This window comes from Candidatus Pelagibacter sp. Uisw_090 (assembly GCF_047717845.1).
Classification (GTDB): Bacteria; Pseudomonadota; Alphaproteobacteria; order Pelagibacterales; family Pelagibacteraceae; genus Pelagibacter.
On record NZ_CP159810.1, the window covers coordinates 1,069,570 to 1,094,128 of the forward strand.

30 protein-coding genes and 1 pseudogene are annotated in these 24,559 nt (G+C 30.0%); 14 read left to right on the forward strand and 17 right to left on the reverse strand.

Annotation, left to right across the window (positions count from 1 at the left end):
• The first annotated feature begins 27 nt into the window (after positions 1-27).
• Genes crtI through rnhA form a run of 7 tightly spaced genes read left to right on the forward strand, consistent with a single transcriptional unit; the run spans position 28 to position 6,655 of the window.
• Positions 28-1,485, forward strand: coding sequence for a phytoene desaturase family protein (crtI, locus tag ABXT58_RS05865; protein WP_415303734.1), 1,458 nt, complete (start codon positions 28-30; stop codon positions 1,483-1,485).
• On the forward strand, positions 1,485-2,336 hold the full coding sequence (locus tag ABXT58_RS05870) for a phytoene/squalene synthase family protein (RefSeq protein WP_415303735.1): 852 nt from the start codon (positions 1,485-1,487) through the stop codon (positions 2,334-2,336). Before crtI ends, ABXT58_RS05870 begins: the two co-directional genes overlap by 1 nt.
• Positions 2,323-3,390, forward strand: coding sequence for a lycopene cyclase family protein (locus tag ABXT58_RS05875; RefSeq protein ID WP_415303736.1), 1,068 nt, complete (start codon positions 2,323-2,325; stop codon positions 3,388-3,390). The genes ABXT58_RS05870 and ABXT58_RS05875 overlap by 14 nt, the downstream gene beginning before the upstream one ends.
• 1 nt (position 3,391) lies before the next feature.
• Positions 3,392-4,327 carry a Brp/Blh family beta-carotene 15,15'-dioxygenase gene (locus tag ABXT58_RS05880; RefSeq protein ID WP_415303737.1) on the forward strand — a complete coding sequence of 312 codons (936 nt, stop codon included), beginning with the start codon at positions 3,392-3,394 and terminating at the stop codon, positions 4,325-4,327.
• Positions 4,317-5,261, forward strand: coding sequence for a 4-hydroxy-3-methylbut-2-enyl diphosphate reductase (gene ispH, locus ABXT58_RS05885; protein WP_415303738.1), 945 nt, complete (start codon positions 4,317-4,319; stop codon positions 5,259-5,261). The genes ABXT58_RS05880 and ispH overlap by 11 nt, the downstream gene beginning before the upstream one ends.
• On the forward strand, positions 5,262-6,230 hold the full coding sequence (locus ABXT58_RS05890) for a homoserine kinase (protein ID WP_415303739.1): 969 nt from the start codon (positions 5,262-5,264) through the stop codon (positions 6,228-6,230).
• Positions 6,230-6,655, forward strand: a complete 426-nt coding sequence (rnhA, locus tag ABXT58_RS05895) for a ribonuclease HI (protein WP_415303740.1) — start codon at positions 6,230-6,232, stop codon at positions 6,653-6,655. The genes ABXT58_RS05890 and rnhA overlap by 1 nt, the downstream gene beginning before the upstream one ends.
• Here the strand turns inward: rnhA and ABXT58_RS05900 are convergent.
• The 8 genes from ABXT58_RS05900 to ABXT58_RS05935 all read right to left on the reverse strand — a co-directional run bounded on the left by ABXT58_RS05900 (position 6,647) and on the right by ABXT58_RS05935 (position 13,563).
• Positions 6,647-7,132 (reverse strand): peroxiredoxin, encoded by a 486-nt coding sequence (locus ABXT58_RS05900; RefSeq protein WP_415303741.1) that lies wholly within the window; start codon positions 7,130-7,132, stop codon positions 6,647-6,649. The genes rnhA and ABXT58_RS05900 overlap by 9 nt on opposite strands.
• The gene (gene thrC / locus ABXT58_RS05905) at positions 7,129-8,508 is read right to left on the reverse strand and encodes a threonine synthase (RefSeq protein WP_415303742.1); all 1,380 of its coding nucleotides are present in this window, start codon (positions 8,506-8,508) and stop codon (positions 7,129-7,131) included. Before thrC ends, ABXT58_RS05900 begins: the two co-directional genes overlap by 4 nt.
• 46 nt (positions 8,509-8,554) lie before the next feature.
• Positions 8,555-9,454: a heme o synthase gene (cyoE, locus tag ABXT58_RS05910; RefSeq protein ID WP_415303743.1), complete on the reverse strand. Its 900-nt coding sequence runs from the start codon at positions 9,452-9,454 to the stop codon at positions 8,555-8,557.
• A 31-nt stretch (positions 9,455-9,485) separates the two neighbouring features.
• Positions 9,486-9,749, reverse strand: coding sequence for a hypothetical protein (locus tag ABXT58_RS05915; RefSeq protein WP_415303744.1), 264 nt, complete (start codon positions 9,747-9,749; stop codon positions 9,486-9,488).
• 5 nt (positions 9,750-9,754) lie between these two features.
• Positions 9,755-10,093: a cytochrome C oxidase subunit IV family protein gene (locus ABXT58_RS05920; protein ID WP_415303745.1), complete on the reverse strand. Its 339-nt coding sequence runs from the start codon at positions 10,091-10,093 to the stop codon at positions 9,755-9,757.
• 8 nt (positions 10,094-10,101) lie between these two features.
• On the reverse strand, positions 10,102-10,812 hold the full coding sequence (locus ABXT58_RS05925) for a cytochrome c oxidase subunit 3 (protein ID WP_415278054.1): 711 nt from the start codon (positions 10,810-10,812) through the stop codon (positions 10,102-10,104).
• 9 nt (positions 10,813-10,821) lie between these two features.
• Positions 10,822-12,606, reverse strand: coding sequence for a cytochrome c oxidase subunit I (locus ABXT58_RS05930; RefSeq protein WP_415304924.1), 1,785 nt, complete (start codon positions 12,604-12,606; stop codon positions 10,822-10,824).
• Between the two features lie 75 nt (positions 12,607-12,681).
• Positions 12,682-13,563 (reverse strand): cytochrome c oxidase subunit II, encoded by an 882-nt coding sequence (locus ABXT58_RS05935; protein ID WP_415303746.1) that lies wholly within the window; start codon positions 13,561-13,563, stop codon positions 12,682-12,684.
• Positions 13,564-13,627: 64 nt separating this feature from the next.
• Here ABXT58_RS05935 and ABXT58_RS05940 point away from each other — a divergent pair, with 64 nt between their 5' ends.
• Positions 13,628-13,819, forward strand: a complete 192-nt coding sequence (locus ABXT58_RS05940) for a hypothetical protein (RefSeq protein WP_415303747.1) — start codon at positions 13,628-13,630, stop codon at positions 13,817-13,819.
• Positions 13,820-13,824: 5 nt separating this feature from the next.
• Here the strand turns inward: ABXT58_RS05940 and ABXT58_RS05945 are convergent, their stop codons facing one another.
• Entirely contained in the window at positions 13,825-14,505 is a 681-nt protein-coding gene (locus ABXT58_RS05945; protein WP_415303748.1) for a cytochrome c oxidase subunit 3, read from the reverse strand.
• Positions 14,506-14,598: 93 nt separating this feature from the next.
• Between ABXT58_RS05945 and ABXT58_RS05950 the strand changes: the two genes are divergently transcribed.
• Positions 14,599-15,126, forward strand: a complete 528-nt coding sequence (locus ABXT58_RS05950) for an SCO family protein (protein WP_415303749.1) — start codon at positions 14,599-14,601, stop codon at positions 15,124-15,126.
• Positions 15,127-15,137: 11 nt separating this feature from the next.
• Here ABXT58_RS05950 and ABXT58_RS05955 read toward each other — a convergent pair whose 3' ends face one another.
• From ABXT58_RS05955 to ABXT58_RS05980, 6 genes and pseudogenes are all read right to left on the reverse strand, one after another.
• On the reverse strand, positions 15,138-15,791 hold the full coding sequence (locus tag ABXT58_RS05955) for an SURF1 family protein (RefSeq protein ID WP_415303750.1): 654 nt from the start codon (positions 15,789-15,791) through the stop codon (positions 15,138-15,140).
• A gap of 9 nt (positions 15,792-15,800) precedes the next feature.
• Complete coding sequence (locus ABXT58_RS05960) at positions 15,801-16,589, reverse strand: cytochrome c oxidase subunit 3 (RefSeq protein ID WP_415303751.1); 789 nt, start codon at positions 16,587-16,589, stop codon at positions 15,801-15,803.
• A gap of 2 nt (positions 16,590-16,591) precedes the next feature.
• The gene (locus ABXT58_RS05965; protein WP_415304926.1) at positions 16,592-17,128 is read right to left on the reverse strand and encodes a cytochrome c oxidase assembly protein; all 537 of its coding nucleotides are present in this window, start codon (positions 17,126-17,128) and stop codon (positions 16,592-16,594) included.
• Between the two features lie 163 nt (positions 17,129-17,291).
• A pseudogene (gene ctaD / locus ABXT58_RS05970) lies at positions 17,292-18,928 on the reverse strand (cytochrome c oxidase subunit I).
• Between the two features lie 2 nt (positions 18,929-18,930).
• Positions 18,931-19,746 (reverse strand): cytochrome c oxidase subunit II, encoded by an 816-nt coding sequence (gene coxB / locus ABXT58_RS05975; protein WP_415303752.1) that lies wholly within the window; start codon positions 19,744-19,746, stop codon positions 18,931-18,933.
• A gap of 81 nt (positions 19,747-19,827) precedes the next feature.
• Positions 19,828-20,529: an RsmE family RNA methyltransferase gene (locus ABXT58_RS05980; protein ID WP_415303753.1), complete on the reverse strand. Its 702-nt coding sequence runs from the start codon at positions 20,527-20,529 to the stop codon at positions 19,828-19,830.
• 17 nt (positions 20,530-20,546) lie between these two features.
• Between ABXT58_RS05980 and ABXT58_RS05985 the strand changes: the two genes are divergently transcribed.
• Positions 20,547-21,209, forward strand: coding sequence for a haloacid dehalogenase type II (locus ABXT58_RS05985; protein WP_415303754.1), 663 nt, complete (start codon positions 20,547-20,549; stop codon positions 21,207-21,209).
• Here ABXT58_RS05985 and ABXT58_RS05990 read toward each other — a convergent pair.
• A complete protein-coding gene (locus ABXT58_RS05990) occupies positions 21,202-21,561 on the reverse strand; it encodes a winged helix-turn-helix transcriptional regulator (RefSeq protein WP_415303755.1) in 360 nt (119 codons plus the stop codon). The genes ABXT58_RS05985 and ABXT58_RS05990 overlap by 8 nt on opposite strands.
• 94 nt (positions 21,562-21,655) lie before the next feature.
• Between ABXT58_RS05990 and ABXT58_RS05995 the strand changes: the two genes are divergently transcribed.
• From ABXT58_RS05995 to ABXT58_RS06010, 4 genes are read left to right on the forward strand one after another with little or no spacing between them, the layout of a single operon-like run.
• A complete protein-coding gene (locus tag ABXT58_RS05995; protein ID WP_415303756.1) occupies positions 21,656-21,892 on the forward strand; it encodes a CDGSH iron-sulfur domain-containing protein in 237 nt (78 codons plus the stop codon).
• Between the two features lie 3 nt (positions 21,893-21,895).
• Positions 21,896-22,303 (forward strand): DoxX family protein, encoded by a 408-nt coding sequence (locus ABXT58_RS06000; protein WP_415303757.1) that lies wholly within the window; start codon positions 21,896-21,898, stop codon positions 22,301-22,303.
• A complete protein-coding gene (locus ABXT58_RS06005) occupies positions 22,304-23,143 on the forward strand; it encodes a pirin family protein (RefSeq protein ID WP_415303758.1) in 840 nt (279 codons plus the stop codon). It abuts the gene before it with no gap.
• The gene (locus tag ABXT58_RS06010) at positions 23,143-24,117 is read left to right on the forward strand and encodes a quinone oxidoreductase family protein (protein WP_415303759.1); all 975 of its coding nucleotides are present in this window, start codon (positions 23,143-23,145) and stop codon (positions 24,115-24,117) included. Before ABXT58_RS06005 ends, ABXT58_RS06010 begins: the two co-directional genes overlap by 1 nt.
• Here ABXT58_RS06010 and ABXT58_RS06015 read toward each other — a convergent pair.
• On the reverse strand, positions 24,114-24,518 hold the full coding sequence (locus tag ABXT58_RS06015) for a DUF2721 domain-containing protein (RefSeq protein WP_415303760.1): 405 nt from the start codon (positions 24,516-24,518) through the stop codon (positions 24,114-24,116). The two genes, ABXT58_RS06010 and ABXT58_RS06015, sit on opposite strands and share 4 nt — an antisense overlap.
• Positions 24,519-24,559 lie beyond the last annotated feature (41 nt).

Sequence of the window (24,559 nt, forward strand, 5' to 3'; positions counted from 1 at the left end):
TTTTTAAAAAAACTATAAATTAACCAAATGAAATCTATTGTCATTGGTTCTGGTTTTGGTGGTATAGCAGCTGCTCTTCGATTAAAAGCTAAAAATCATAATGTTATATTAATTGAAAAGCACACCGATCTTGGAGGTAGAGCTAGAGTATTCAAGAAAAATGGTTTTACATTTGATGCTGGACCTACTGTAATTACAGCACCTTATTTAATTGAGGAGCTTTTTGAACTTTTTAACAAAAAACCTGAGGACTATATAAAACTCACCCCTCTTAATACTTGGTATAGATTTATTTTTGAAGATGGAGCTAAATTTGATTATTCAGGTGATGAAGAAAAAATGAAAAAACAAATTAAAGAAATAAATGAAGATGATGTTAAAGGATATGAAGAGCTTGTAAAATTTACTAAAAAAATATTTGATAAGGGTTTTACAGAACTTTCAGATGTACCTTTTGACAAACCTTTGGTCATGATGAAACAATTACCTGCTCTATTAAAACTAAAGAGCTATAAATCAGTCTATTCATTAGTTTCTTCTTATATTAAAGATGAGAAATTAAGACGCATGTTAAGCATGCACCCCCTCTTGGTTGGAGGAAACCCTTTTACAACAACATCAATTTATGGATTAATATTATATCTAGAAAAAAAATGGGGCATTCATTATTCAATGGGTGGTACGGGAAATATAATTAAAGGTTTAGAGAAACTAATGATTGAGGAAGGAATTAAAATAATTAAAGGTCAAGAGGTTACAAATATTATTTCAATCAATAATAAAATTGAAGGAGTAAAATTAGATAATCAAAGAGAGATAAATGCAAACAATGTAATATGTAATGCTGATCCACCAGCTGTTTACGAAAAGCTTCTCAATCAAACCAAAATTAATTATTTATTTGAATGGAAACAAAAAAGAATGGAATATTCTATGGGTTTGTTTGTTTATTACTTTGGCACTAAAAAAACATATCCTGATGTTGAGCATCATACAATTAAGTTTGGAGACAAGTATAAAGAACACTTAAATGATATATTTGATAAAAAAAAATTAAATAAAGATATAAGTTATTACCTACACAGACCTTCTGCCACTGATAAATCTATGGCACCAGAAGGAAATGACTGCTTCTATGTACTGGTTCCAGTGCCAAACAATCAATCTAAATTAGATTGGAAAATTGAAGGTGAAAAGATGAAAGATTTAGTGATAGATAAAATGGAAAAAACATTATTACCAAATCTTAGACAAAATATAGTGGAAGATTTCTACTTAACACCAGATTATTTTGAAAATGAGCTGAACACTAAATTTGGATCAGGATTTTCTATACAACCTAAATTTACCCAGTCAGCCTATTTTAGATTTCATAATAAATCTGAGGTTTGCGAGGGATTATACTTTGTTGGCGCTGGAACGCATCCTGGCGCTGGAGTTCCTGGTGTGTTATCCTCAGCAAAAGTTTTAGATAAAATTATATAATGTCTAATAGAAACTATCTGTCTATTTATGCAAAGTCATTTAACTGGGCTGGTTTTTTCTTACCAAAAAAAACATATCAAAAATGCTCCTCATTATATGATTTCTGTAGAACAGTTGATAATATTGTAGATGATCAAATTGAATTAGTTATTAAGAAAAAAAATTTATCCACTTTTAAGAATGATTTTATTAATAAAAACTTCGATAATCTAATAATTAAGAATATGTGGGATCTTATGATTCATCATGAGATTTCAATAAAAATTGTTGAGGATTTGTTTACTGGTGTTGAGTCAGACTTAAATGAAAAGGTGCAATTAAATAACAAAAAAGATTTATTAATTTATTCTTATAGAGTTGCTGGCACAGTAGGTTTAATGATGGCCAAAATTTTAAATGTTAAAGATAAAGATTCAATGAAAGGCGCCATAGATCTTGGTATTGCAATGCAATTAACAAATATAGCCAGAGATGTTGTTGAAGATTCAAAAAATAATAGGTTTTATATTCAGCATGATTTTCAAGTTATAAGTAGTACCTTAACTTTAGCTGACTTATTTTATGAGAGCAGCTTTACATCAATTAAGAAAATCCCTTTTAATTTTAGATTTGCAATATTGGTTGCTAGAAGAGTTTATAGAAAAATAGGTGGTGAGATTTTAAAAACAAAAAATATAGAAGATTATAATAAGGCTGGAAAAATTTACGTTAATAGTTTAGGAAAAGTTTATCAAACAGTTTTATCTCTATTAGATTTAATAAAACTTTTGTTAACAAAAGAAAAAAGTCGTTATATGAGTAATGAATATCTTCTAATCAACGAAGAAATAGATCTAAATGAAAGAATTTGATTATATAATTATAGGTGGTGGCTGTGCAGGATTATCCTTAGCATATGAATTAGAGAGTCATAATAAACTTAAAGATAAAACGCTAGCAATTATTGAACCAAGATTAGAATATAAAAAAGATAAAACTTGGTCTTTCTGGAAAACTATAGATCACAACTTTGAAGATTGTACGATAAAAAGTTGGAAAAATTTCTCTATAAACATACCTAATAAAACTAAATATTTGAAATGTGATAAACTGCCGTATCAATCAATAGATAGCGGGTTATTCTACGAAAAAATAAATTCAACACTTAAGCAGAACCAAAACATCAGTTTCTATAAAGATATTAGTGAGATAAGCTCTAATAATTCTTTTATCTTTAACAGCGTTCCTTCAATAGGGTCTTCAGAAAACAAACTTTGGCAACACTTTAAGGGTGTTGAAATCGAAACTACTAAAAATGTTTTTGACGATGAGATTATAAATTTGATGGACTTTGACTGTCAGCAGCATGACAGTGTTCATTTCTTTTACACATTGCCGTACAACAAAAACAAAGCTTTAGTTGAAACCACATGGTTGTCAAACATGAATAACGATTTAGAAATGGATTATGATGAACAATTAAAGAATTATATAGAGAATCATCTTAATATTAAAAATTACAAAATTAATTATAAAGAAAAAGGTGCCATACCATTGTTTCATCCATCAAATATTAATGAAAAAAATAAAATAAATATTGGCACAGCTGGTGGCATGACGCGATTAAGCACAGGATATACTTTCTTAAATATTCAAGAGCACAGTAGGTTTATAAGGGAAAATATTGAAAATATTGAAAATGTTCAAAAATATGAGATTAAGAAAAAATATAAATTTTTAGATAAAGTATTTTTAAGAGTTTTGAATAGACATCCAAAAGAAATACCAAATATATTTTTTAAAATTTTTAATAATTCACCAGAGACTGTTATCAAATTTTTATCAAATAAGAGTAATATGCTGGAAGACTTATTGATAATTCTTAAAATGCCTAAATGGATGTTCATTAAGAGGCTTTTAAAATAAAATGAATAATACAATAAAAAAAATAAATTTCTATCATTCTATTATTTTTTTTCTGCTATCGATCTCACTTACTATAATAATTTATCAATTTGAAAGTTTAATTATTTCTCCAATAATTTGCTTACTCCTTATCCTTTCAATTGGAATTTCACACGGTGCGTTAGATAACCAAAAAGGAAAAAAGCTTATTCAGCTATATAATATAAGAAAATTTTATTATTTTTATTTAATATATTCAATGATTGTACTAAGTGTAATTATATTTTGGTTATACTTTCCAGCCACATCACTCATTATATTTTTGATAGTAGCCTCATATCATTTTGGTAAGGAAGATATGAATTTCCTGATAAAAAATAAAAATACATCCAATTTAATTTTTTTTTTTTTTAAAGGTGCCTTAATAATTATTGCTCCACTATTTTTTCATTTTACTGAAACAGTTGATATTTTTAAATTATTACTAATTCAAAATGAAAATTTTTTTTTGTTTTTAGACTTTATTGAAACAAACCACATATTATCTTTTGCTTTATTAATGTCTTTGCTTGTTAATACTTATTATTTCCTAAATAATCTTAAAGCTATAAATGTCTTAATATTTCTAGATTTTTTTTCAATTATAGTCTTAAATTATTTTTTATCTCCTCTAATTGCTTTTACAATATACTTTTGCTTCTTGCATTCTTTCCGCCATTCAATCTCATTAATAAGTGAACTTGATATTAATGACTTTAAAAATGGCGCTCATATTTTTGTAAAAAAAGCTATACCACTTACACTTTTAACAGCAGTGATTTATGTGATTAGCCTATATATTCTATCCAATTATTATCAATTAAACGAAGCAATATTAAAAGTTATATTTATTGGTTTGGCGTCTTTAACCTTTCCTCATATATTGCTTGAATATCTTTTGGAAAAAAATGAAAAATAAAGAAATTAAAATATTACTTTCTGCCCCACGGGGATTTTGTGCTGGTGTTGAAAGGGCAATTGAAATAGTGAAAAAAAGTATTAAAAAATATGGTGCTCCAGTTTATGTGCGTCACGAAATAGTACACAATAAATATGTAGTTGATAGTCTTAAGGCAATAGGAGCAATTTTTATTGAAGAACTAGAGGAGATTAAAGATAAAACTAGACCTGTAATCTTTTCTGCGCATGGTGTACCAAAAGCTATACCATTACAAGCTACTAAATATAAAATGGAATATATCGATGCTACCTGCCCTCTTGTTTCAAAAGTGCATAGAGAGGCTGAAAATCTCTATAAAGCAGGCTATCATATTATACTTATCGGGCACAACAACCATCCAGAAGTTATTGGCACTATGGGGCAATTGCCAGAGGGTGCTATTGATTTAATTCAAGATGAGCATGATGTTGAGGCATATGAATTAGACCAGAATAAAAAGATAGGCTACACTACACAAACAACACTGTCTATTGATGACACACAAAATATAATAAAAGCTCTTAAGAAAAAATTTCCTGAAATTAAAGCACCATTTAAAGAGGATATTTGTTATGCAACTACCAACCGTCAATCAGCTGTCAAAAATATTGCAAAACAATGTGATATGTTTTTTGTTTTAGGAAGTAGAAATTCTTCTAATTCAGTTCGTCTAGTTGAAGTGGCTGAACAAGCAGGCTGCGCACATGCTGAATTAATACATTCAGAAAGTGAGATTCCTTTTGAACAATTACTAAACTGTAAAACAATTGGAATTTCATCAGGAGCCTCTGCTCCAGAAATTCTAGTTGAAGATTTTATCAACAAACTAAAGAATAAATTTCAAATAAAGATTGAAGAAGTTGAAATTATAAAAGAAAACATTGTTTTTAAAGTTCCTTCAAAATTAAATTAAATGGCCGTATATACAAAAATAAAAAATAAGGATGTTGTCTCATTATGTGATGATTACAAAATAGGTGATGTAACTAAATTTGAGGGTATAAAAAAAGGAATAGAAAATACAAATTATCTATTAAGGACTAGTAAAAAAAAATATATCTTAACAATCTTTGAAAAAAGAGTTCAAAAAAGAGATTTACCTTTTTTCATGAGCTTAATGGAGATCCTAAATCAAAAAAAAATTATTTGTCCTAAACCGTTAAAAAATGGCAAGGGTAAGCACTTAAGTACAATTCAAAATAAACCCTTCTGTATTGTGACTTTTTTAAAGGGAGCTGATAAAATCAATCTCAATTATAAAAACTGTTTTGATATAGGAAAAAATATTGCAAAATTTCATAAAGTAACGTGCAAAATGAAATTATATAGAGAAAACTCTATGTCTATTAACAAATTAGGTAACTTATTAAAATCTATCAGGTTTACGTCAAATAAAGTAGCTCCAAAACTAGAACCTACACTTAAAGCATGCTTAAAAAATATTAAAAATCAATGGCCAAAAAAACTACCAGAAGGAATTATTCATGGAGATTTATTTATAGATAATATTTTTTTTAACAAAAATAAATTTTCTGGATTTATTGATTTTTATTTTTCAAGTAATGATTATCTGATGTATGAGATTGCAATTTGCATAAACGCATTATGTTTTGATAAAAAAATGAATTCTTTTGTGATGAATAATAAAAAAATTAAAAACTTAATTGATGGATATGAAAGCATAAGAACTTTTTCAAAAAAAGAAAAAGATGCATTAAATATATTATGTAGAGGGGCTGCTTTAAGATATTTACTAACTAGAATTTATGATTATTTTAATACTCCTAAAACTGCTTTAATCCAAATTAAAGATCCTAACGAATATTTACAAAAACTAATTATTCATAGCAATCTAAATAGCTACAAAGATTATTATAAGTAATGATAAAAATTTATACTGATGGTTCTTGTTTAAATAACCCTGGGAACGGAGGTTGGGCAGCGATCATCAATATTAATAATGAAGTAAAAAAAATTAGTGGCAGTGTAAAAGATACAACTAATAATAAGATGGAGTTGATGGCTCCAATTAAAGCACTTCAAATAATAGAAGAAAAACAGCCTATTGAAATTTATACTGACTCACAATATGTAAGATTGGGTATTACAGATTGGGTGCATAAATGGATAAAAAATAATTGGTTAACTTCAAAAAAAGAGCCAGTAAAAAATAAAGAACTTTGGATTCAGCTTTATGATTTAAATAAATTCCATGAAATTAAATGGATATGGGTTAAGGCACACGCTGGAAATATTTTAAATGAAGAAGTTGACTTGCTAGCTAAGCAAGCTGCGGAATTAAACTAAATTTAAAAAATTTTGGGCAGCAGATATTTCACAGGCACCCGCATCCTCTTCTTCTTGTAATTTAATTACTTTAAGGTTGTCAATTAGCATTGTGTATCTGTTGGATCTCACACCTAAGCCTCTGGTGCTTTTGTCAACATCTGCACCTATTGCTTTGGTAAAACTTAAAAAAGGATCAGCTATCATCAAAATTTTATCTTTAACATTTTGACTTTTTCCCCAAGCATCCATTACGAATGGGTCGTTTACTGAAATGCATACAATATAATCTATGCCTTTTGCCTTGTATTTTTCATGATTATTAACATATCCAGGCAAATGCTTAGCTGAACAAACTGATGTATAAGCGCCTGGCAAACCAAATAAAACTACCTTCTTATCCTTAAAAAATTCTAATGTATGTTTCTTAACTGGGTTTCCACCTTCCATCATAAAAAATTCAGAATTGGGTATGATGTCGTTTTCTTTTAATTTCATTGTATCTTTTCCTTAATATATTTTTGAGTTTTACTTAGGTTATTCGATATAATATCATAATTTTCTTTTTCATCCATAACATACTTTATTTCATCTGGTAAGTCTGGCTTGATGCCAATTGATTTATCTATGGCATCAGGAAATTTACATGGGTGCGCTGTTACTAAAACAATATTGTTACCATCTATATTTACTTTTTTTAAGGCTCCAAAGCCTATCGCACTATGAGGATCCAGTATAATATCATATTTAGTATAAACCTCTTTAATAATATCTAAAATCTCTTTTTCATTCATGCTTGCTGATAAAAAATCTCTTTTTATTTTTTCCATTTTATTTTTTGGAATAATATATTTACCCTCTTCTTTAATATCAGTCATGATCTTTTGAGTTTCATTGTCATCACAATCACTCAGGTCATACACCAATCTTTCAAAATTACTTGCGATTTGAATATCCATGCTTGGTGAATTTGTCTCAAAAACACTTTCAGCTTCATATTTTCCATTTGAAATTGCTCTATGCAAAATATCATTTTGATTTGTAGCAACTATAAGTTTGTTTATTGGTAGACCCATTTTTTTAGATAGATAACCTGCATACACATCTCCAAAGTTGCCTGTTGGTACTGAAAAGTTAACTGGTCTATCGTCTCTAATTTTGAAATATGTATAAAAATAATAAACTGCTTGTGCGATAATTCTTGCCCAATTTATCGAATTCACTCCAGACATATTAATTGAGTTAGAGAATTTTTTGTCCGCAAACATTGATTTAACTAAATTTTGACAATCATCGAAGTTACCTTCTATCGCTATATTAAAAACATTTTTTTCTTTAACAGTTGACATTAGTTTTCTTTGAACAAGTGAAACTTTTTTGTGAGGGTGAAGAACAAATATATTCATATTCTTTTTTCCCTTGATTGCATCTATTGCAGCAGCACCCGTATCCCCTGATGTTGCAACAATTACATTTATATTCTTATTGTTTTTTTTTAGATAATATTCATAAAAGTTTCCTAACAATTGCATTGCTATATCTTTAAAAGCAAGCGTTGGGCCATGAAATAATTCTAAAAGCTTAGTGTCACCTACTTTAATTAAATCTACAGCGTTATCTTTTCTGAACACTGAGTATGACTTTTCAACAACATCTGACAATTCATTTACTGTCATAAAATCTCCTATAAATGGGTAAATAATTTTTTTTGCTAAATCTTGATAATTTAAACCACTTAATGATTCAAGCTCTTGAGCGCTGTATTTTTTAACTTCTTTAGGCACAAACAAGCCCCCATCATCTGCAAGTCCTTTGATGAATACTTCCTCAAAACTATATTCTTTTGAATTGTCTCTGGTGCTAATATATTTCATTTATGATTATATGATACTTTATCGGAATTTTTTTTAGTAACAATATTTAAATTAGGCTATCTACCAAAAATAATACAAAGATTAGAAATAAATATAAAATTGAATAACCAAATACTTTTTTTGCTTTCTTTAAATCAAATGTATTTTTCTTATATTTGTATAAGTCAAAACAAATAAAAATATAATAAATTGTGAGAATTAATACTGGTATGAAATAGATTAAACCTGAAAAATTAATCAAATATGGAAAAGTAATAACTGGTAACATTAATAAAGAATAAATAAAAATATGTACTTTTGTTTTTTCAATACCATCAGTTAAAGGTAACATTGGAATTTTTGCTTTTTTATAATCATCAGCCTTATATAAGCTCAATGCCCAAAAATGAGAGGGCGTCCAAAAAAAAATTATCAAAAATAAAGTTAATGGCTCTAAACTAATTGTATTAGTTGCAATAGTCCACCCGATAACAGGTGGTAATGCACCAGCAGCCCCACCAATAACAATGTTTTGTGGTGTTTTTCTTTTTAGCCATATTGTGTAGACAAAAAGATAAAAAAATATTGTAAATAATAACAAAGATGCTGACAGAAAATTTGAAAAATAATTTAATGCTACAACTGAAATAACTGACAGCAACACTCCAAAAGTAAGTGCTTGGTTTCTATTAATTTTACCAGTGGGAATTGGTCTTAAGCATGTTCTTGTCATGAGTGCATCTAAATCTGATTCATACCACATATTTAGACATCCAGCCGCTCCCGCACCTAAAGCAACTAAAGTTATACCTATCATAGCATCAATAATGTCTATATTTGAATTGGAAGTTAAAAGACCCACGGCGCATGTAAATATAACAAGAGACATTACTCTTGGTTTCATCAATAGATATAAAGATTTAATTAATTCATTAAAATCTAGTGAGACAGTTTTTTTTCTTATCATTTTGGTTAAACGATTATCAGATATGATGTGCCTATTCTACATTTAATAAAATAAACACTAAAATTGATACCATTCCAATAATAAGAATATGATTTCCTAAATCAAAAATTCCAATTTGTTTATTTTTTTTATCAATAAATCTTCTAGTAAGAGACATATTGTCATATGGATTAATTGTAATTGCAGGACTTTTGTCTTTTTGCTTCTCTAATTTTAATTGAGTACCAAACCATGTTGCATAAATAAAAAGTAAAAAAAATATTAAAGCTCCAGCAAGTACAGTGTATCCAGTCATAAAGTTTATCCTCCAGTAATAAAATATAATAATCTTGTAAAAACCGTGTATTTTGCTTCTGCCGCCATAAGCGCAATAAAACAAGCTATTGCTGTCATTGGCCACAAAAGAACATTAACTAGGGCATATCGCTCCCAAAATAGGTGCATAAAGAAAGCCATTATTAAACCAGCTTTTAGAAACATAAATATTAAAATTAAGGTCCACCTTAATAACCCCTGAAATGCAAACAAGTCAACCATGTAAGAAAAAAAACTAAGTACAAATAATAATCCCCAAATCCATAAGTAGATTCCTATCTTATGTGTTGAAGCAACAGTTTCTTTATTTTCTATCTCATCCATAATCTAGTTTACCATAAATAAAAAAAGGCAAATATAAATACCCACACTAAATCAACAAAATGCCAATAAAGACCTAAAATCTCTATTGCAACATAATCTGATTTCATTGTAGTAAAAAATCCCCTTTTACCGTTGTCAAAATCACCTTTAAAAACTTTTCTTGCAAAAATAAAAAGAAAGATCACACCAATTGAAACATGAAATCCATGAAATCCTGTAATCATAAAGAAGTATGAACCAAATTGTTTTGCTCCAAAAGGATTTTCCCAAGGTCTAACACCTTCATGTATTAATTTTGACCATTCAAATACTTGCATTCCAACAAATGTAAGGCCACCAATAGCTGTAGCTAAAATAAGCCATCCACACATTTTTCTATTTTTTTCATAACCATATTTTACTGCAAGAGCCATGGTTCCACTGCTTGTAATTAAAACAAATGTCATTATTGCAATTAATAATAATGGAACAGGTGTGCTGCCTACATGTAGTGAAAAGACTTCACTTGTGTTTGGCCAATCTACTACTGTAGAGGTTCTTCCTTTCATGTACGAAATCAAAAAACAGCTAAACACAAAAGTATCACTCAGTAAAAAAATCCACATCATGACTTTTCCCCACTGAACACCCTTAAACATTGTTTGATCAGAGCCAGTATCTGTGGCCATTCCTTTAAACCCTGGTTTAAGTTCATAACCTTCAATTTTTACATCAGTCATATTTTTTTCCTAAGTTTTTTCTACCTCTGCATTAATAACTTCACTTGGTGGCGTTGTTTGGGTTATGTAATCTTCTTTTGCGCCAGGTACATTAAAGTCATAAGGCCATCTATGAACAACTGGTAATTTTTCTCCCCAATTACCATGAGTTGGTGGTACATCAGGGGTTAGCCATTCTAAAGAATTTGCCTGCCAAGGATTTTTGCCTGCTGGTTTTCCAATTTTTAAACTTGTTACAATATTGTAAATAAAAATTAACTGTGAAAAACCAACAATTAAAGCCGCAACGGTTATAAACTCATTCATTCCAACAGCTGAAGTGACATATGGACTATCATACATTTCATAATATCTTCGTGGCACTCCAATAAAACCTAGGTAATGCATTGGAAAATAAATTGAATACGCACCTAAGAATGTAACCCAAAAGTGCCACTTACCTAATTTTTCACTTAACATTCTTCCAGTAACCAAGGGAAACCAATGATAAACTGCACCCATAATTACCATAAGTGGGGCTATGCCCATGACCATATGAAAATGAGCTATTACAAAATAAGTATCAGATAGTGGAATATCTACCGCAACATTCCCCAAAAAAATTCCAGTAATTCCTCCATTTACAAAGGTCACAATAAAACCTAAGCAAAAAAGCATTACTGTGTTCATTCTAATGTTTGCTCTAAATAGTGTTATTATCCAGTTATAAACTTTCAATGCAGTTGGCACTGCAATAATAAGTGTGGTTGTTGCAAAGAAAAAACCGAACCAAGGGTTCATTCCACTAACATACATATGGTGAGCCCAAACAAAGAAACTTAAAGCTCCTATACCAACAATAGCCCAAACCATCATTCTATATCCAAAGATATTTTTTCTAGCATGAACAGATATTAAATCTGAAACTATTCCAAAAGCAGGAAGAGCCACAATATAAACTTCGGGGTGGCCAAAAAACCAAAACAAGTGTTGAAAAAGAACAGGGCTTCCTCCTCCATAACTTAGCACTTCTCCAGCTTGGAGAATGGCTGGCATAAAAAAACTAGTCCCAAGCATCTTATCTAGAGTCATCATAATACAACTAACCAATAATGCTGGAAAAGCTAACATAGCCAAAGCTGTTGCGGTAAAAATTCCCCATATCGTTAGAGGCATTCTCATTAATGTCATCCCTCTAGTACGAGCTTGTAAAATTGTAATTATGTAATTTAATCCACCCATAGTAAATCCAATTACAAATAACGATAAAGAAATAAGCATTAAGGTAATTCCCATATTGGAACCAGGAGTACCTGGCAAAATAGCTTGAGGTGGATAGAGCGTCCATCCTGCACCTGTTGGTCCACCAGGAACAAAAAAGCTAGCCATGAGAACACACACTGCGATAAAAAACATCCAGAAACTAACCATGTTTACATATGGGAAAACCATATCTCTCGCTCCAACCATTAAAGGAATTAAATAATTTCCAAAACCTCCTAAAAATAATGCTGTTAAAAAATAAACAACCATTATCATGCCATGCATAGTTACAAATTGATAATAATGTTCTGCTGTGATGAATGGAACTAGATCTGGATAACCCAATTGTAAACGCATCAACCAAGAAAGTATTAGACCGACTATTCCTGTAAACACGGCAGTAAGAAAATATTGAATACCAATAACTTTAGCATCCTGACAGAAAATCCATTTAGTAATAAAACTATGCCCATGATAAAGATCCTGTTCAGGAATTTCTGCAGGTCTTACATAATCAATGTCTTTTGATGGAGTACCAGAAGAGCCAGACATGGTTTCTGAAGACTGTGCTTCAAGAGGTGTATTCTGTTGGTTATATTCGTCTGACATAATTCTCCTTTACATTATTTAATCATCATTTTTAGCAAGTAGAGTTGTTTTTAATTTATCATTTTCTTGTTTAGCAATTAAATCTGAAAAAGTTTCCTGTTCTTTAATCCAGTTTTTATAATTGCCTTCACTTTCAACTATAACTTTTGCCCTCATAGCATAATGGCCCACTCCACAATATTCAGCACACAACACTTCGTATTCTCCTATTTTGTTTGGCTCAAACCAATAATAAGAAATGATTCCAGGTATAGCATCCATTTTTGCTCTAAATTGTGGAACATAATAATTGTGCAAAACATCTAGTGACCTTAATAAAATTTTTACTGGTCTATCTGTTTTTAGGTGAAGCACATCGTCTTGAATTAAAATATCATCTTTTCCATATGGGTCATCTAAGTTTATTCCAAAAGGATTGTCATCACTAATTTTTTCAACTTGAGCTGTGCCTAATATTCCATCTTCACCTGGTAATCTATATTGCCATCCCCATTGCCATGCATTCACTTCAACTTGCAGTGCATTTTTTGGAGTATTGATATAATTATTATAAACAATTAGACCCGGTGCTAGAAGAGCAATAACTCCAACGGTAGTTGCAATAGTTAATATTTTTTCTAATTTATGATCTTCTGGTTTGTACTCAACTTTTCTGCCTTCTTTATAGGAAAATTTTAGTATGCAATAAACCATGAACAAACAAACTAAAATAAATACACCACCACCAATCCAGAAAGTTAAATTAATTGTATCATCCATTGCCCCCCAGTTTGAGGCTATGTCTGTCCACCACCATGGAGTATATATATGGAACAGAACTGAACCAACAATTACCCCTAAAAATATAATTCCCGGGTGCATATTTGTCTCTCTCTCTTTGATAACAGTAATTGAAATCAATTTCTGAATCTATAGAAAAATATATTAATAAATGAGTAAATAAGGCTTTATAGTGAATTAAATTATGCTTGATAAATTTAGTCTCTTTGTAGTTGTGCTGGTTTTAGTTTTTTGCTTTTATCTTGTAATTTCTCTGGGAGCAGGAGTTTTTTCAAAAAAAGAAAAGAAACCAGAAATACAAAAATATTTAAAATCTGTTAATATTTTATTAATTTTTATAATTATTGTTGGGGCTATTTTAACTTTGTTTCTTTAGATTGCTTATCCAAGTAATGCTCTACACCAAGCAATGACAGTATCATTAAAAACATACATAATTAAAAAAAATACAAACCAAACAATTAATAAAAAAGTCCAATAAAGAGACAGTGCATCTATACTTTTTTGTGAATTTATAATTTGTTCTTTTTTGAGCTTGTTAACTTTAGAGAAAACCTTTCCCCAAAAAAATAATCCCCCCAAAAGGTGCAATCCATGGAGCGCAGTAAAAATATAAAATGATGAAAAATAGTTATTTGTAGAAACATAATTTCCATTTTCCATTAATTGAAACCAAAAAAAAATCTGCCCAAATAAAAAAGCGTAACTTAAAAAACCAACTATAAGCAAATTTTTTTTGATTTTTTCAAAATTATTTTTTTTTAAATCATTTGTGATTTTATTAAAAAAATAAGCAACGTATAATAAAACTAAAGTATTTAACCATAATAAATTAGGTTTCAATAGATACTCTGTATCTTGAGTCACTGGAATGCTATAAAGGTATCCTGTAACAACTAAAGTAAATAATACGGTGCTCACACCAAAGATAACTATAACAGCTGAAGTTTGTAGCGATATATCAAAAGTTTTACCTTTATGATGGTTGTCACTTTCCATCTGTTCTTTTTCCCAAGGCTTATCAGACAATGTTCCAAAAAGTTTTTTAATAAATTTAGACATAATTATAATATATAATATATTAATTCATAAAATATGAAATTAAAGACGTCAATAACTATACTGGGTGGCTGTTTGTTAATTTTTTTATTTATTATGCTGCCTATTGTATTATCGATACAAGAAAAGAAAGAAAATGTTGTTGCTTCATATGCCGGTTCTGCATTTACTTTAACAGATGTAAATAATGAGCCCGTAACAGAAAAATCTTTTCAAGGACCGTTAACTGCAATTTTTTTTGGTTTTACAAATTGTCCCGATATATGTCCAATGACATTATCTAATCTAGATCAGGTTATCAAAAAATTAGATGATAATAAGAAAAAAAATTTGAAAGTTTTTTTTGTAAGTATTGATCCTGAAAGAGACAATCCTGAAATAATTAAGGATTATTTGAATTCATTTAAAAGTAAGATTTATGGAATAACTGGAGATCCACAAAAAGTATTTTTGCTTTCAAAATCATGGGGTGTTTTAAGTGAAAAAATTTTTAATGAAGACGGTAGTTATTTAATCAATCATAGTTCTTCAATACTTTTATTAGATAAAGGAAAGTATATTGATCGAATTAGTCATCATGAAAATTTGGAAAATATTTTTAAAATAATTAAGAGTTATTTGTAAGCTTGTAAAAATTAATATGTATTTTTCCTCACATATAAATAAAATAAAAAAATTGACAGTGCTAAAGAAAACCAAGTAATAGCATACTTTTTGTGGCTATTTGAAATATTTACAGTAATAATTTTTGGTTTTGGTAATTTTAAATTATTATTTAAGTAAATTACAAATGGTGAAAATTTTTTATTTGTGTATTGAAAAATATCATCCCTATCTAAGGTAAACCAGTAATTATCGTTAATATCATTAACAGGCTTAAACCTGTTAGCCTTAGATTGTTTTCTTAACGTTCCTAAAATAGTTTTATGATCAAAAATATCAATTTCTTTAGTATTTTTTTTATCAAAAGGTATCCATCCTCTATTTAATAAAAAGTTTTTATTATTAATTATAATTGGATTAACAACATTAAATCCTGGTGCACCTTTTTCGTTTAAACTATATAAATAAATTTGTTTATCAAAATCTATAACCCCTGAAGTTTTGATTTTTAGATAGTCCTCAGGAACATTGGTCATTAAATCAACAGGTTCTTTCTTCAAAGAAACATCAATTTTATTTAATAATTCATTTTTCCAATCTAATCTTACTAGTTGCCAGCTACCTAATGCTATAAATATAGATATAAAAAAGAATACAAAAATTGAAAATAAAAGTTTATTTCTCAAGGTTAACTATTAACTTCCCCAAATATAGATTGAAGCAAATAGGAATAGCCATACTACATCAACAAAATGCCAGTACCACGCAGCAGCCTCAAAGCCGAAAAACTCATCTTTTTTATAATGACCATTCTTGCCTCTCCACCAACATACAGCTAAAAATATAGTTCCTACGACGACGTGGAACCCATGAAAACCTGTTGCCATATAAAACACAGCACCATATATATTTCCTGCAAAATCAAAACTTGCATGATGGTATTCATAAATCTGCAATAAAGAAAAGCTAAAACCTAAAACAACTGTCATTGCCAAACCTTGCACAAAACTTTCTCTATCACCTTCTTCTAAGGCATGATGTGCCCAGGTAACTGTAGTTCCTGATAATAGTAGAATTAATGTGTTGATAAGTGGAATATCCCATGGGTCAAAAGTTACTATGTCTTTTGGAGGCCACACACTTCCAATTAATTCTGAAGGAAATAAACTTGCATTAAAATAAGCCCAAAACCAAGCAACAAAAAACATCACTTCGGAAGCGATAAATAGAGTCATTCCATATCTAAGGTGAATTTTAACAACAGGTGTATGATGGTTATGATCAACCGACTCTACGATTATATCTCTAAACCACATGTATACTCCATAAAATAAAAGAGCAAAACCTAAATACATTCCCCAAGAAACTTCACTATGTAAATAATAGACAGTCCCTATTGCTAAAAATAAGCTGGAAAATGATACATAAATAGGCCAAGGGCTTGGATCTACTAAATGATAATCATGTTTTTTTTCTGCTGACATTTTTATAGTTCTGATTGGTTATAGTAATCTGATGAAAAGAAAGTATAGGACATAGTTACATCTTTAATATTTTTAGTATTTGGGTCGTTTACCATTTCTGGATCTAAATAAAAAGTCATTATATATGTTGCTTTTTCGCCTGCCTTCAACGCTTGCTTTTCAAAGCAAAAACAGCCTAATTTACTGTAATACTTACCAAAAGAAGAGGGAGATACATTAAAAGCAGCCACACCATAGGTTGTTTCATCGCCATAATTCTCTACTTCAAATTCAATTCGATTCACCTGACCTATGTTCACATCCATAACATTTTTTTTTACTTTAAAATTCCAAGGCAGTTTGTTTACATTTGTATCAAAACGAACACTTACTGTTTGATCCAAAACTATATCTGGTGCTTCTTTTGATATTTGCGTGGTTCCACCAAATCCAGTCGCTCTACAGAAAATATCATATAAAGGTACCGCAGCAAATGAAAGGCCCAACATAATAAAAAAGATTCCAGCTAAAATTATAGGAGTAAGTGTTTTTTTTTGGATCATAATTGTCTATCAAAAACTCCCACATTATAGAGAGTAAAAAAAAATAGAAATATCATGAAGACTATTATTCCTAATGCAGTAAAGATATTTTTTTTTTTAGTTTTTTTATTTGGTATCATCATAATAATATCTTATCTGTTAAAAATACTTTTCTTAAAGTTTAATGAGTATTAGATTTTTCAGTATCTTGATCATCCACAAACTTCGGTAACTCATCAAAAGTATGGAAATTTGGTGGCGATGGTATAGTCCATTCTAAAGTGGTAGCACCTTCTCCCCAAGGATTTTGGGCTCAGCTTTTTTCCTAGAAAAAGAATAAATTAAGTTAACAAAAAATACTAATAAACCACCAACTGCTATGTATGAACCAACTGATGATACGTAGTTCCATCCAGCAAATGCATCTGGATAATCGGCATACCTTCTTGGCATACCAGCTAAACCTAAAAAGTGTTGAGGGAAAAATACTAAGTTAACACCAATGAATGTTAACCAAAAATGTATTTGTCCTAAAGTTTCAGAATATTCATAGCCAGACATTTTACCAAACCAATAATAAAATCCTGCAAAAATTGCAAACACCGCTCCTAAAGATAAAACATAATGAAAATGAGCAACTACATAATAAGTATCGTGCATTGCAGTATCAACCCCAGCATTTGCAAGTACAACACCTGTTACACCACCTACTGTAAATAAAAATATAAAACCTAATGCCCACATCATTGGTGTTTTAAAAGAAATTGATCCACCCCACATTGTTGCAATCCATGAAAATATTTTAATTCCTGTTGGAACTGCAATGATCATTGTTGGAGCTATAAAATATGCTTTAGTATCAGTGCTTAAACCAACTGTGTACATATGGTGTGCCCAAACAACAAAGCCAACAACCCCAATTGAAACCATGGCATAAGCCATTCCTAAATATCCAAATACAGGTTTTTTAGAAAAAGTTGAAACAATATGACTTATCATTCCAAAGCCAGGTAAAATTAAAATATAAACCTCTGGGTGACCAAAGAACCAAAATAAATGTTGGTATAAAACTGGGTCTCCTCCAGTTTGAGCATCAAAAAATGCAGTACCAAAATTTCTATCTGTTAAAAGCATTGTAATTGCACCAGCTAAAACGGGTAATGATAACAGCAATAGAAATGCTGTAACTAAAATTGACCAAGCAAATAAAGGCATTTTATGCAAGGTCATACCTGGTGTTCTCATATTCAAAATTGTTGTAATAAAGTTAACTGCTCCTAAAATTGAAGAAGCTCCTGCTAAGTGTAAACTTAAAATAGCAAAATCCATTGCAGGACCAGGTTGTCCAGCTTTAGAGGATAGAGGTGGATATAAAGTCCAACCTCCTCCTACTCCTTGTTGACCTGGAGGGCCATCTACAAATATCGAAAGTAATAGTAAAATAAATGAAGCTGGTAATAACCAAAATGAAATATTATTCATTCTAGGAAAGGCCATATCAGGTGCACCAATCATAATTGGCACAAACCAATTACCAAAACCACCAATCATTGCTGGCATTACCATGAAGAAAATCATTATTAATCCATGACCAGTAACCAACACATTGTACAAATGATAGTTACCCCCCAAAATTCCATCACCAGGGTGCATTAATTCAATTCTCATTAATACTGAAAAAGCTGTACCAATAATTCCTGCAAAAATTGCAAAAATTAAATACATTGTACCAATATCTTTGTGGTTAGTTGAGTAAGCCCAACGTCTCCAACCTGTTGGCGTGTGATGATCGTCGTGTGATGCTGTTTGTGTGTACATTTTTATTTACTCGCCAGTTTTTTATATTCATTATCTGTAATTGGCTCATTAGCAAATTTCATTTTAGCTTCCGCTAACCATTTTGCATATTCTTCATCTGTTACAACTCTTACTGTGATCGGCATAAAAGCATGTTGTATTCCACATAACTCAGAGCATTGACCATAATATGTTCCTACTTTTTCAGCTTTAAACCAAGTTTCATTTATTCTTCCTGGAACCGCATCTCTTTTAACTCCAAAAGATGGTAATGCCCAAGCGTGTAAGACATCGTTTGCAGTAATTAAAACCTTAACCACCTTATTAACTGGCACAACAACTTCGTTATCAACGGTTAGTAATCTTGGTTGGTTTTCTTTTAACTCATCTTCTTTGATCATGTATGATTCAAAAATAATATTTTCGTCGGGATATTCATATCCCCAGTACCACTGATATCCAACAGCTTTGATTGTTACATCAACTTTTGGGATCGTATCTTGCTTGTATAAAAGTTTAAATGATGGGATCGCCATTACGATTAAAATTAAACACGGAATTAATGTCCACAAAACTTCTACTGCAACATTATGAGTAGTTTTTGATGGAACTGGATTTTTTGATTCTCTAAATCTTATACAAGTATAAATCATAAGAAATAAAACAAAGACAGTGATAGCAATAATTATTGGAAGTAGAATATTATTATGAAAACTAACGATATCTCTCATTCCATCAGAGGCTGGGTTTTGAAATCCTAGTTGCCATTCTTTAGGTTGATCGGCTAATGCACCTGTTGAGTAGATAGTTGCTAAAATTGTAAGTAAAAATTTGTTCATTTACAACAGTATATAAAGTGCTTTCATAAAATTTACACTTTAGATTTTGCGACAAAATCACACTTTAGCTTTTTAAAAACATCAATTAATTAGATAACTGACAATAGATAGGGCTGAAATTACTGCGGTCTCTGATCTTAATATATTTTCGTTTATTTTGATTGGTTGAACCCCATTAAAGGCAAGAATCTGCTCTCTTTCATCTTCAGAAAAATCCCCTTCAGGACCAATTATAACACATGATGGATTACTAGTTAATTTTTCTAAATCTATTTTTTTATTTTGAGAGTTTAGATCGGTAAATATTAGATCCATTTTTTCATTACTTAAAAAATTTTTTAAAGGTTGTGGTTCTTCAATAGATGGTACATTTATTCGGTTAGATTGTTCAGCAGCCTCTATGATTACTTTTTCTAATCTTTCTTTATTAATTTTTCTAACTATCGTTCTATCAAATATAATGGGTATAAATTTTGTAACCCCAAGCTCTGTTGCTTTTTGAATCATAAAATTAAAGTAGTTTGATTTGATGGGTGAAAAAGCTAACCACAATTCTTTTATATTTTCTTTTTGTCTTAATTGTTTAGTAATATTAAATTCAACTATACTTTTGGATAAAGTTAAAATTTTTGCTTCCCACTCTCCACTGCTATTAAATAAAGAGAAAATTTCACCAATCTTTATTCTCATTACCTTAGTAACATAGTGAGATTGTGGTTTATCAAGTTTAGCAGTTAAATTAAGTGATAAACTTTCTTTAAAAAATAATCTAATATTACTCATTAATTTTAATTTAATTTATGAAAAATATTAAAGCAATAATTTTTGATGCATATGGCACTTTATTTGATGTCAATTCAGCAGCAGAAAAATGTAAAGATAAAATTGGTGATAAGTGGGAAGGTTTTGCAAATTATTGGCGAACTACTCAACTAGAATACACTTGGCTTAGAAGTTTAATGAATAGACATAAAGACTTCTGGCAAGTGACAGAAGATAGTTTAGATAAATCAATGAAGGCATTTGAGATAGATGCTTCAATGAAAAATGAATTATTAAACCTTTACAAAGTACTCTCACCCTTTCCAGAAGTACCTGATGTTTTAAAAAAACTAAAACAAAAAAATTATAAATTAGGTATTCTTTCTAATGGAACACCTTCTCTTCTTAATGAATTAGTTAAGAGTAATAATCTAGATAATATATTTGATGATATATTTTCAATCGAAGAAGTTGGAATTTATAAACCAGACTCAAAAGTTTATGACATGCCAATTAATAAATATAAAATACAAAAAGAAAAGGTTGCATTTTTAAGTGCTAATACTTGGGATGTGTCTGGGGGTGGAAATTACGGTTACAGTTCTATTTGGGTAAACAGAAATAATAATATTTTTGATAATCTTGATTATAAACCTAAAGATCAAGTAAAAAATTTAAAACAGTTACTTAATATTATCTAATTCTATTTTCTTCAAAATTCTTATTTAATTTTACTGAAATAGTTCGAGTGTTTCTTTTATTCCATTCTGAGAAAGACCTTAAAATAGGCATGACCGAAAAGCCAAATTCAGTTAGTGAATACTCAACTTTTGGTGGCATTATTTGAATTACTTTTCTATTAATTATTCCATCTCCTTCTAATTCTTTTAGCTGCTTGGATAACATTTGTTGTGTGATGGTTTTCAATCCTTTTTTAAGCTCACCAAATCTAATTTTTTTACTTTGTAGTAAACTAAACAAAATTCTAATTTTCCATTTACCTCCAAGAAAGTAAACTGCTCTTTCTGCTGGACAATCTATTAAATTTTTCATGGTATGTTCTTATATACTAGTATGATTATATTGCCTTATTGCATTATTCATAGCAAAGTATTAAATACAGGTCAATCAAATTGAAAGGGTACAAATGACTAAAGGACAAAATGCAGGTGACGGACCAATTGCAGTTGAAGTTGAAAAAGATAAATCTTATTATTGGTGCACTTGTGGAAAAAGTACAAAACAACCATTTTGTGATGGTTCTCACAAGGGTTCAGAATTTACTCCATTAGCTTATAAAGCAGAAGAAACAAAAAAAGTGTTTTTTTGTGCTTGTAAGCAAACTAATAACCAGCCTCTTTGCGATGGCTCACATAACAAATAAAGTATGAATAAATTAGATGATCAAATTAATAAATTTTTTTCTAACGTACAATTCTTATCACCTTGGTTAATAAGATTTGGATTGGGTATTGCATTTAGTTTGCATGGATTAAGTAAATTTCCATTGCCTCCTGAAGCTTTAATTAAATATTTTGGTTTTTCACCTTTTCTTGCGTCTTTAGTTGCTCTCGCTGAATTAGGAGCTGGATTATTTTTAATTATTGGTGGATTTATAAAGGGCCCTATTGGTAATTTATTAACAAGAGTAAGCGCTTTAGCTATTACTGTTATTATGATAAATGCATTTGCATTAGCTCATAGAGATTGGTTCATTACAACTAAACTATTTACTAGTGAGCAAATATTTCTTTTTATAATCGCTTTATATTTTTTAATTAGAGGAAACAAATAATTGAAACAGATAGAAATAGAAAAAATAATAAAACCAATTGCAGCATCAGATGGTGCTGGAGTTAAATTAAAAAGAAGTATTGGTACTCATCTTATTGATTACCATGATCCTTTTTTAATGCTGGATGAGTTTGGTTCTGAAAATAAAGATGATTATATCGGAGGCTTCCCTCCTCACCCCCACAGAGGAATTGAAACTGTAACTTATATGCTTGCTGGTGATTTTGAACATAAAGACAGTACAGGTGGTAAGGGTATAATGAGTGCCGGAGATGTTCAGTGGATGAAAACTGGTAGTGGAATAATCCATTCAGAAATGCCCGCAATGAAAGAAGGTAAACTTCATGGTTTTCAATTATGGGTGAACATGCCTGCCAAATTGAAAATGACTAAACCTGAGTATATCTATATTGATGCTGGTAAAATGAGCGCTCATAAAGATGAGGATAAAACTGTCAAAGTCATTGCTGGAAAGTTTCAAGATGCAGAAGGACCCGTTAAAGGTCACAATCTTGAGCCTGTTTATTTTGATGTAGAGCTACAAAAAGAAAAAGAATTTAATTTTGATCTCCCCTCAACTCACAATTCATTAATATATTTAGTTGAAGGTGAAATTAAAGTTGGTCATCAAGATCATGATGCTGTTAAAGATTCTACTTTAATTATTCTAACTAGAGGTGACAAACTGAAAGTCTCTAGCTTAACAAAAGCAAAGTTTTTATTAATATCTGGTAAACCTATAGGTGAACCTATTGCAAGGGGTGGTCCTTTTGTGATGAATACTAAAGCAGAGATCTTGCAAGCAGTGCAAGATTATCATAATGATACATTTGTAAAATAATGAAAACTATTAAAATAGACAAATTTGGTGGCCCTGAGGTTTTAGAAGTTAAAGATATTGAAATTGGTAAACCAGGTCCAAAAGAAGTTCTTATAAAAAACCTATCAATTGGTCTTAATTATATTGATGTTTATCATAGAACAGGGCTGTACCCTATTCCTCTTCCAAGTGGGATTGGTTTAGAGGCATGTGGAATGATAGAAGAGGTTGGTTCTGAAGTTGATTTATTTAAAATTGGAGAAAGAGTGGCTCACTCTTCAATGCCAATTGGAAGTTATTCAGAAAAACAATTATTTCCTCAAGAAAAACTAGTTTTAGTTCCAGAAGGAATTTCAGATGAAATTGCATCTTGTATTATGCTTAAAGGAATTACTGCTGAATATTTATTACACAGAGCCTACCCAATTAAAAAAGGTGATAAAGTTTTATACCATGCGGCAGCTGGTGGTGTTGGTCAAATTTTATGTCAGTGGGCTAACGCATTAGGAGCTGAAGTTATTGGAACCGTTGGCTCTAAAGAAAAAGAAGCTATTGCTAAAAAAAATGGATGTCACCATGTAATAAATTATACTGATACAAACTTTGTTGAAGAAGTAGAAAAAATTACAGGAAAAAATGGAGTTGATGTTGTCTATGATGGTGTTGGCATTAAAACTTTTGATGGATCAATTGAAACATTAAAAGTTAGAGGCATGATGGTCGCTTTTGGTAATGCGTCAGGTTACGTTGATACTATAGATGTTAAAAAACACATTAATGCAAAAGGTTTATTTTTTACTCGTCCTTCAATTGCACATTACACAATGACAAGAAAAGAATTAGTTGAATCAGCTGAAAAAGTTTTTGATGCAATTTTATCTGGAAAATTTAAAGTTGAAATTTCAAAAAAGTATTCTCTTAGTAATGCAAAGAAAGCACATGAGGAATTAGAAGCAAGATTGTTAACTGGGCCTGCTGTAATTATTCCTAATTAATCTAAATCAACATCCATGTCAGACATATGCCACTTAAGTGCATTTGTTGATACTTGAATTTCTCTTAAAAAAACAACAATTGAAATCATCATTGACAAGCAGCAAGAACCAAAAATTATCCTTGCTATAAAAATTTCATTCAAATAAAGAGCAAAAACAGTTAGCAGATTAAACAAAAGACCAAATGCAGCAAACATAATTGTCCATTTTAATAAAACTATTCTTCCATTTAAATTGATAAATTGCTTCTTCCACTCAGGTGGAATGTGGTTTTCATACACATGTTCATCATGAAGCTGCCTAATAAGCTTACTTAGTGAATGAAATCTATTACTATAGATGTTCATAAGTAAGGGTATTGCTGGAAACATTAGAGCTGTGACTGTGTAATCTATATTCATACGAATCAATTTGATTATGAAACTAGCCTTTGTTATTTACA

Bases quoted from the DNA above. Each gene is read 5' to 3' on its own strand.
- crtI (WP_415303734.1), top strand. From the start codon at position 28: ATGAAATCTATTGTCATTGGTTCTGGTTTTGGTGGTATAGCAGCTGCT.
- ABXT58_RS05870 (WP_415303735.1), top strand. From the start codon at position 1,485: ATGTCTAATAGAAACTATCTGTCTATTTATGCAAAGTCATTTAACTGG.
- ABXT58_RS05875 (WP_415303736.1), top strand. From the start codon at position 2,323: ATGAAAGAATTTGATTATATAATTATAGGTGGTGGCTGTGCAGGATTA.
- ABXT58_RS05880 (WP_415303737.1), top strand. From the start codon at position 3,392: ATGAATAATACAATAAAAAAAATAAATTTCTATCATTCTATTATTTTT.
- ispH (WP_415303738.1), top strand. From the start codon at position 4,317: ATGAAAAATAAAGAAATTAAAATATTACTTTCTGCCCCACGGGGATTT.
- ABXT58_RS05890 (WP_415303739.1), top strand. From the start codon at position 5,262: ATGGCCGTATATACAAAAATAAAAAATAAGGATGTTGTCTCATTATGT.
- rnhA (WP_415303740.1), top strand. From the start codon at position 6,230: ATGATAAAAATTTATACTGATGGTTCTTGTTTAAATAACCCTGGGAAC.
- ABXT58_RS05900 (WP_415303741.1), bottom strand. From the start codon at position 7,132: ATGAAATTAAAAGAAAACGACATCATACCCAATTCTGAATTTTTTATG.
- thrC (WP_415303742.1), bottom strand. From the start codon at position 8,508: ATGAAATATATTAGCACCAGAGACAATTCAAAAGAATATAGTTTTGAG.
- cyoE (WP_415303743.1), bottom strand. From the start codon at position 9,454: ATGATAAGAAAAAAAACTGTCTCACTAGATTTTAATGAATTAATTAAA.
- ABXT58_RS05915 (WP_415303744.1), bottom strand. From the start codon at position 9,749: ATGACTGGATACACTGTACTTGCTGGAGCTTTAATATTTTTTTTACTT.
- ABXT58_RS05920 (WP_415303745.1), bottom strand. From the start codon at position 10,093: ATGGATGAGATAGAAAATAAAGAAACTGTTGCTTCAACACATAAGATA.
- ABXT58_RS05925 (WP_415278054.1), bottom strand. From the start codon at position 10,812: ATGACTGATGTAAAAATTGAAGGTTATGAACTTAAACCAGGGTTTAAA.
- ABXT58_RS05930 (WP_415304924.1), bottom strand. From the start codon at position 12,606: ATGTCTGGCTCTTCTGGTACTCCATCAAAAGACATTGATTATGTAAGA.
- ABXT58_RS05940 (WP_415303747.1), top strand. From the start codon at position 13,628: ATGCTTGATAAATTTAGTCTCTTTGTAGTTGTGCTGGTTTTAGTTTTT.
- ABXT58_RS05945 (WP_415303748.1), bottom strand. From the start codon at position 14,505: ATGTCTAAATTTATTAAAAAACTTTTTGGAACATTGTCTGATAAGCCT.
- ABXT58_RS05950 (WP_415303749.1), top strand. From the start codon at position 14,599: ATGCTGCCTATTGTATTATCGATACAAGAAAAGAAAGAAAATGTTGTT.
- ABXT58_RS05960 (WP_415303751.1), bottom strand. From the start codon at position 16,589: ATGTCAGCAGAAAAAAAACATGATTATCATTTAGTAGATCCAAGCCCT.
- coxB (WP_415303752.1), bottom strand. From the start codon at position 19,746: ATGAACAAATTTTTACTTACAATTTTAGCAACTATCTACTCAACAGGT.
- ABXT58_RS05980 (WP_415303753.1), bottom strand. From the start codon at position 20,529: ATGAGTAATATTAGATTATTTTTTAAAGAAAGTTTATCACTTAATTTA.
- ABXT58_RS05985 (WP_415303754.1), top strand. From the start codon at position 20,547: ATGAAAAATATTAAAGCAATAATTTTTGATGCATATGGCACTTTATTT.
- ABXT58_RS05990 (WP_415303755.1), bottom strand. From the start codon at position 21,561: ATGAAAAATTTAATAGATTGTCCAGCAGAAAGAGCAGTTTACTTTCTT.
- ABXT58_RS05995 (WP_415303756.1), top strand. From the start codon at position 21,656: ATGACTAAAGGACAAAATGCAGGTGACGGACCAATTGCAGTTGAAGTT.
- ABXT58_RS06000 (WP_415303757.1), top strand. From the start codon at position 21,896: ATGAATAAATTAGATGATCAAATTAATAAATTTTTTTCTAACGTACAA.
- ABXT58_RS06010 (WP_415303759.1), top strand. From the start codon at position 23,143: ATGAAAACTATTAAAATAGACAAATTTGGTGGCCCTGAGGTTTTAGAA.
- ABXT58_RS06015 (WP_415303760.1), bottom strand. From the start codon at position 24,518: ATGAATATAGATTACACAGTCACAGCTCTAATGTTTCCAGCAATACCC.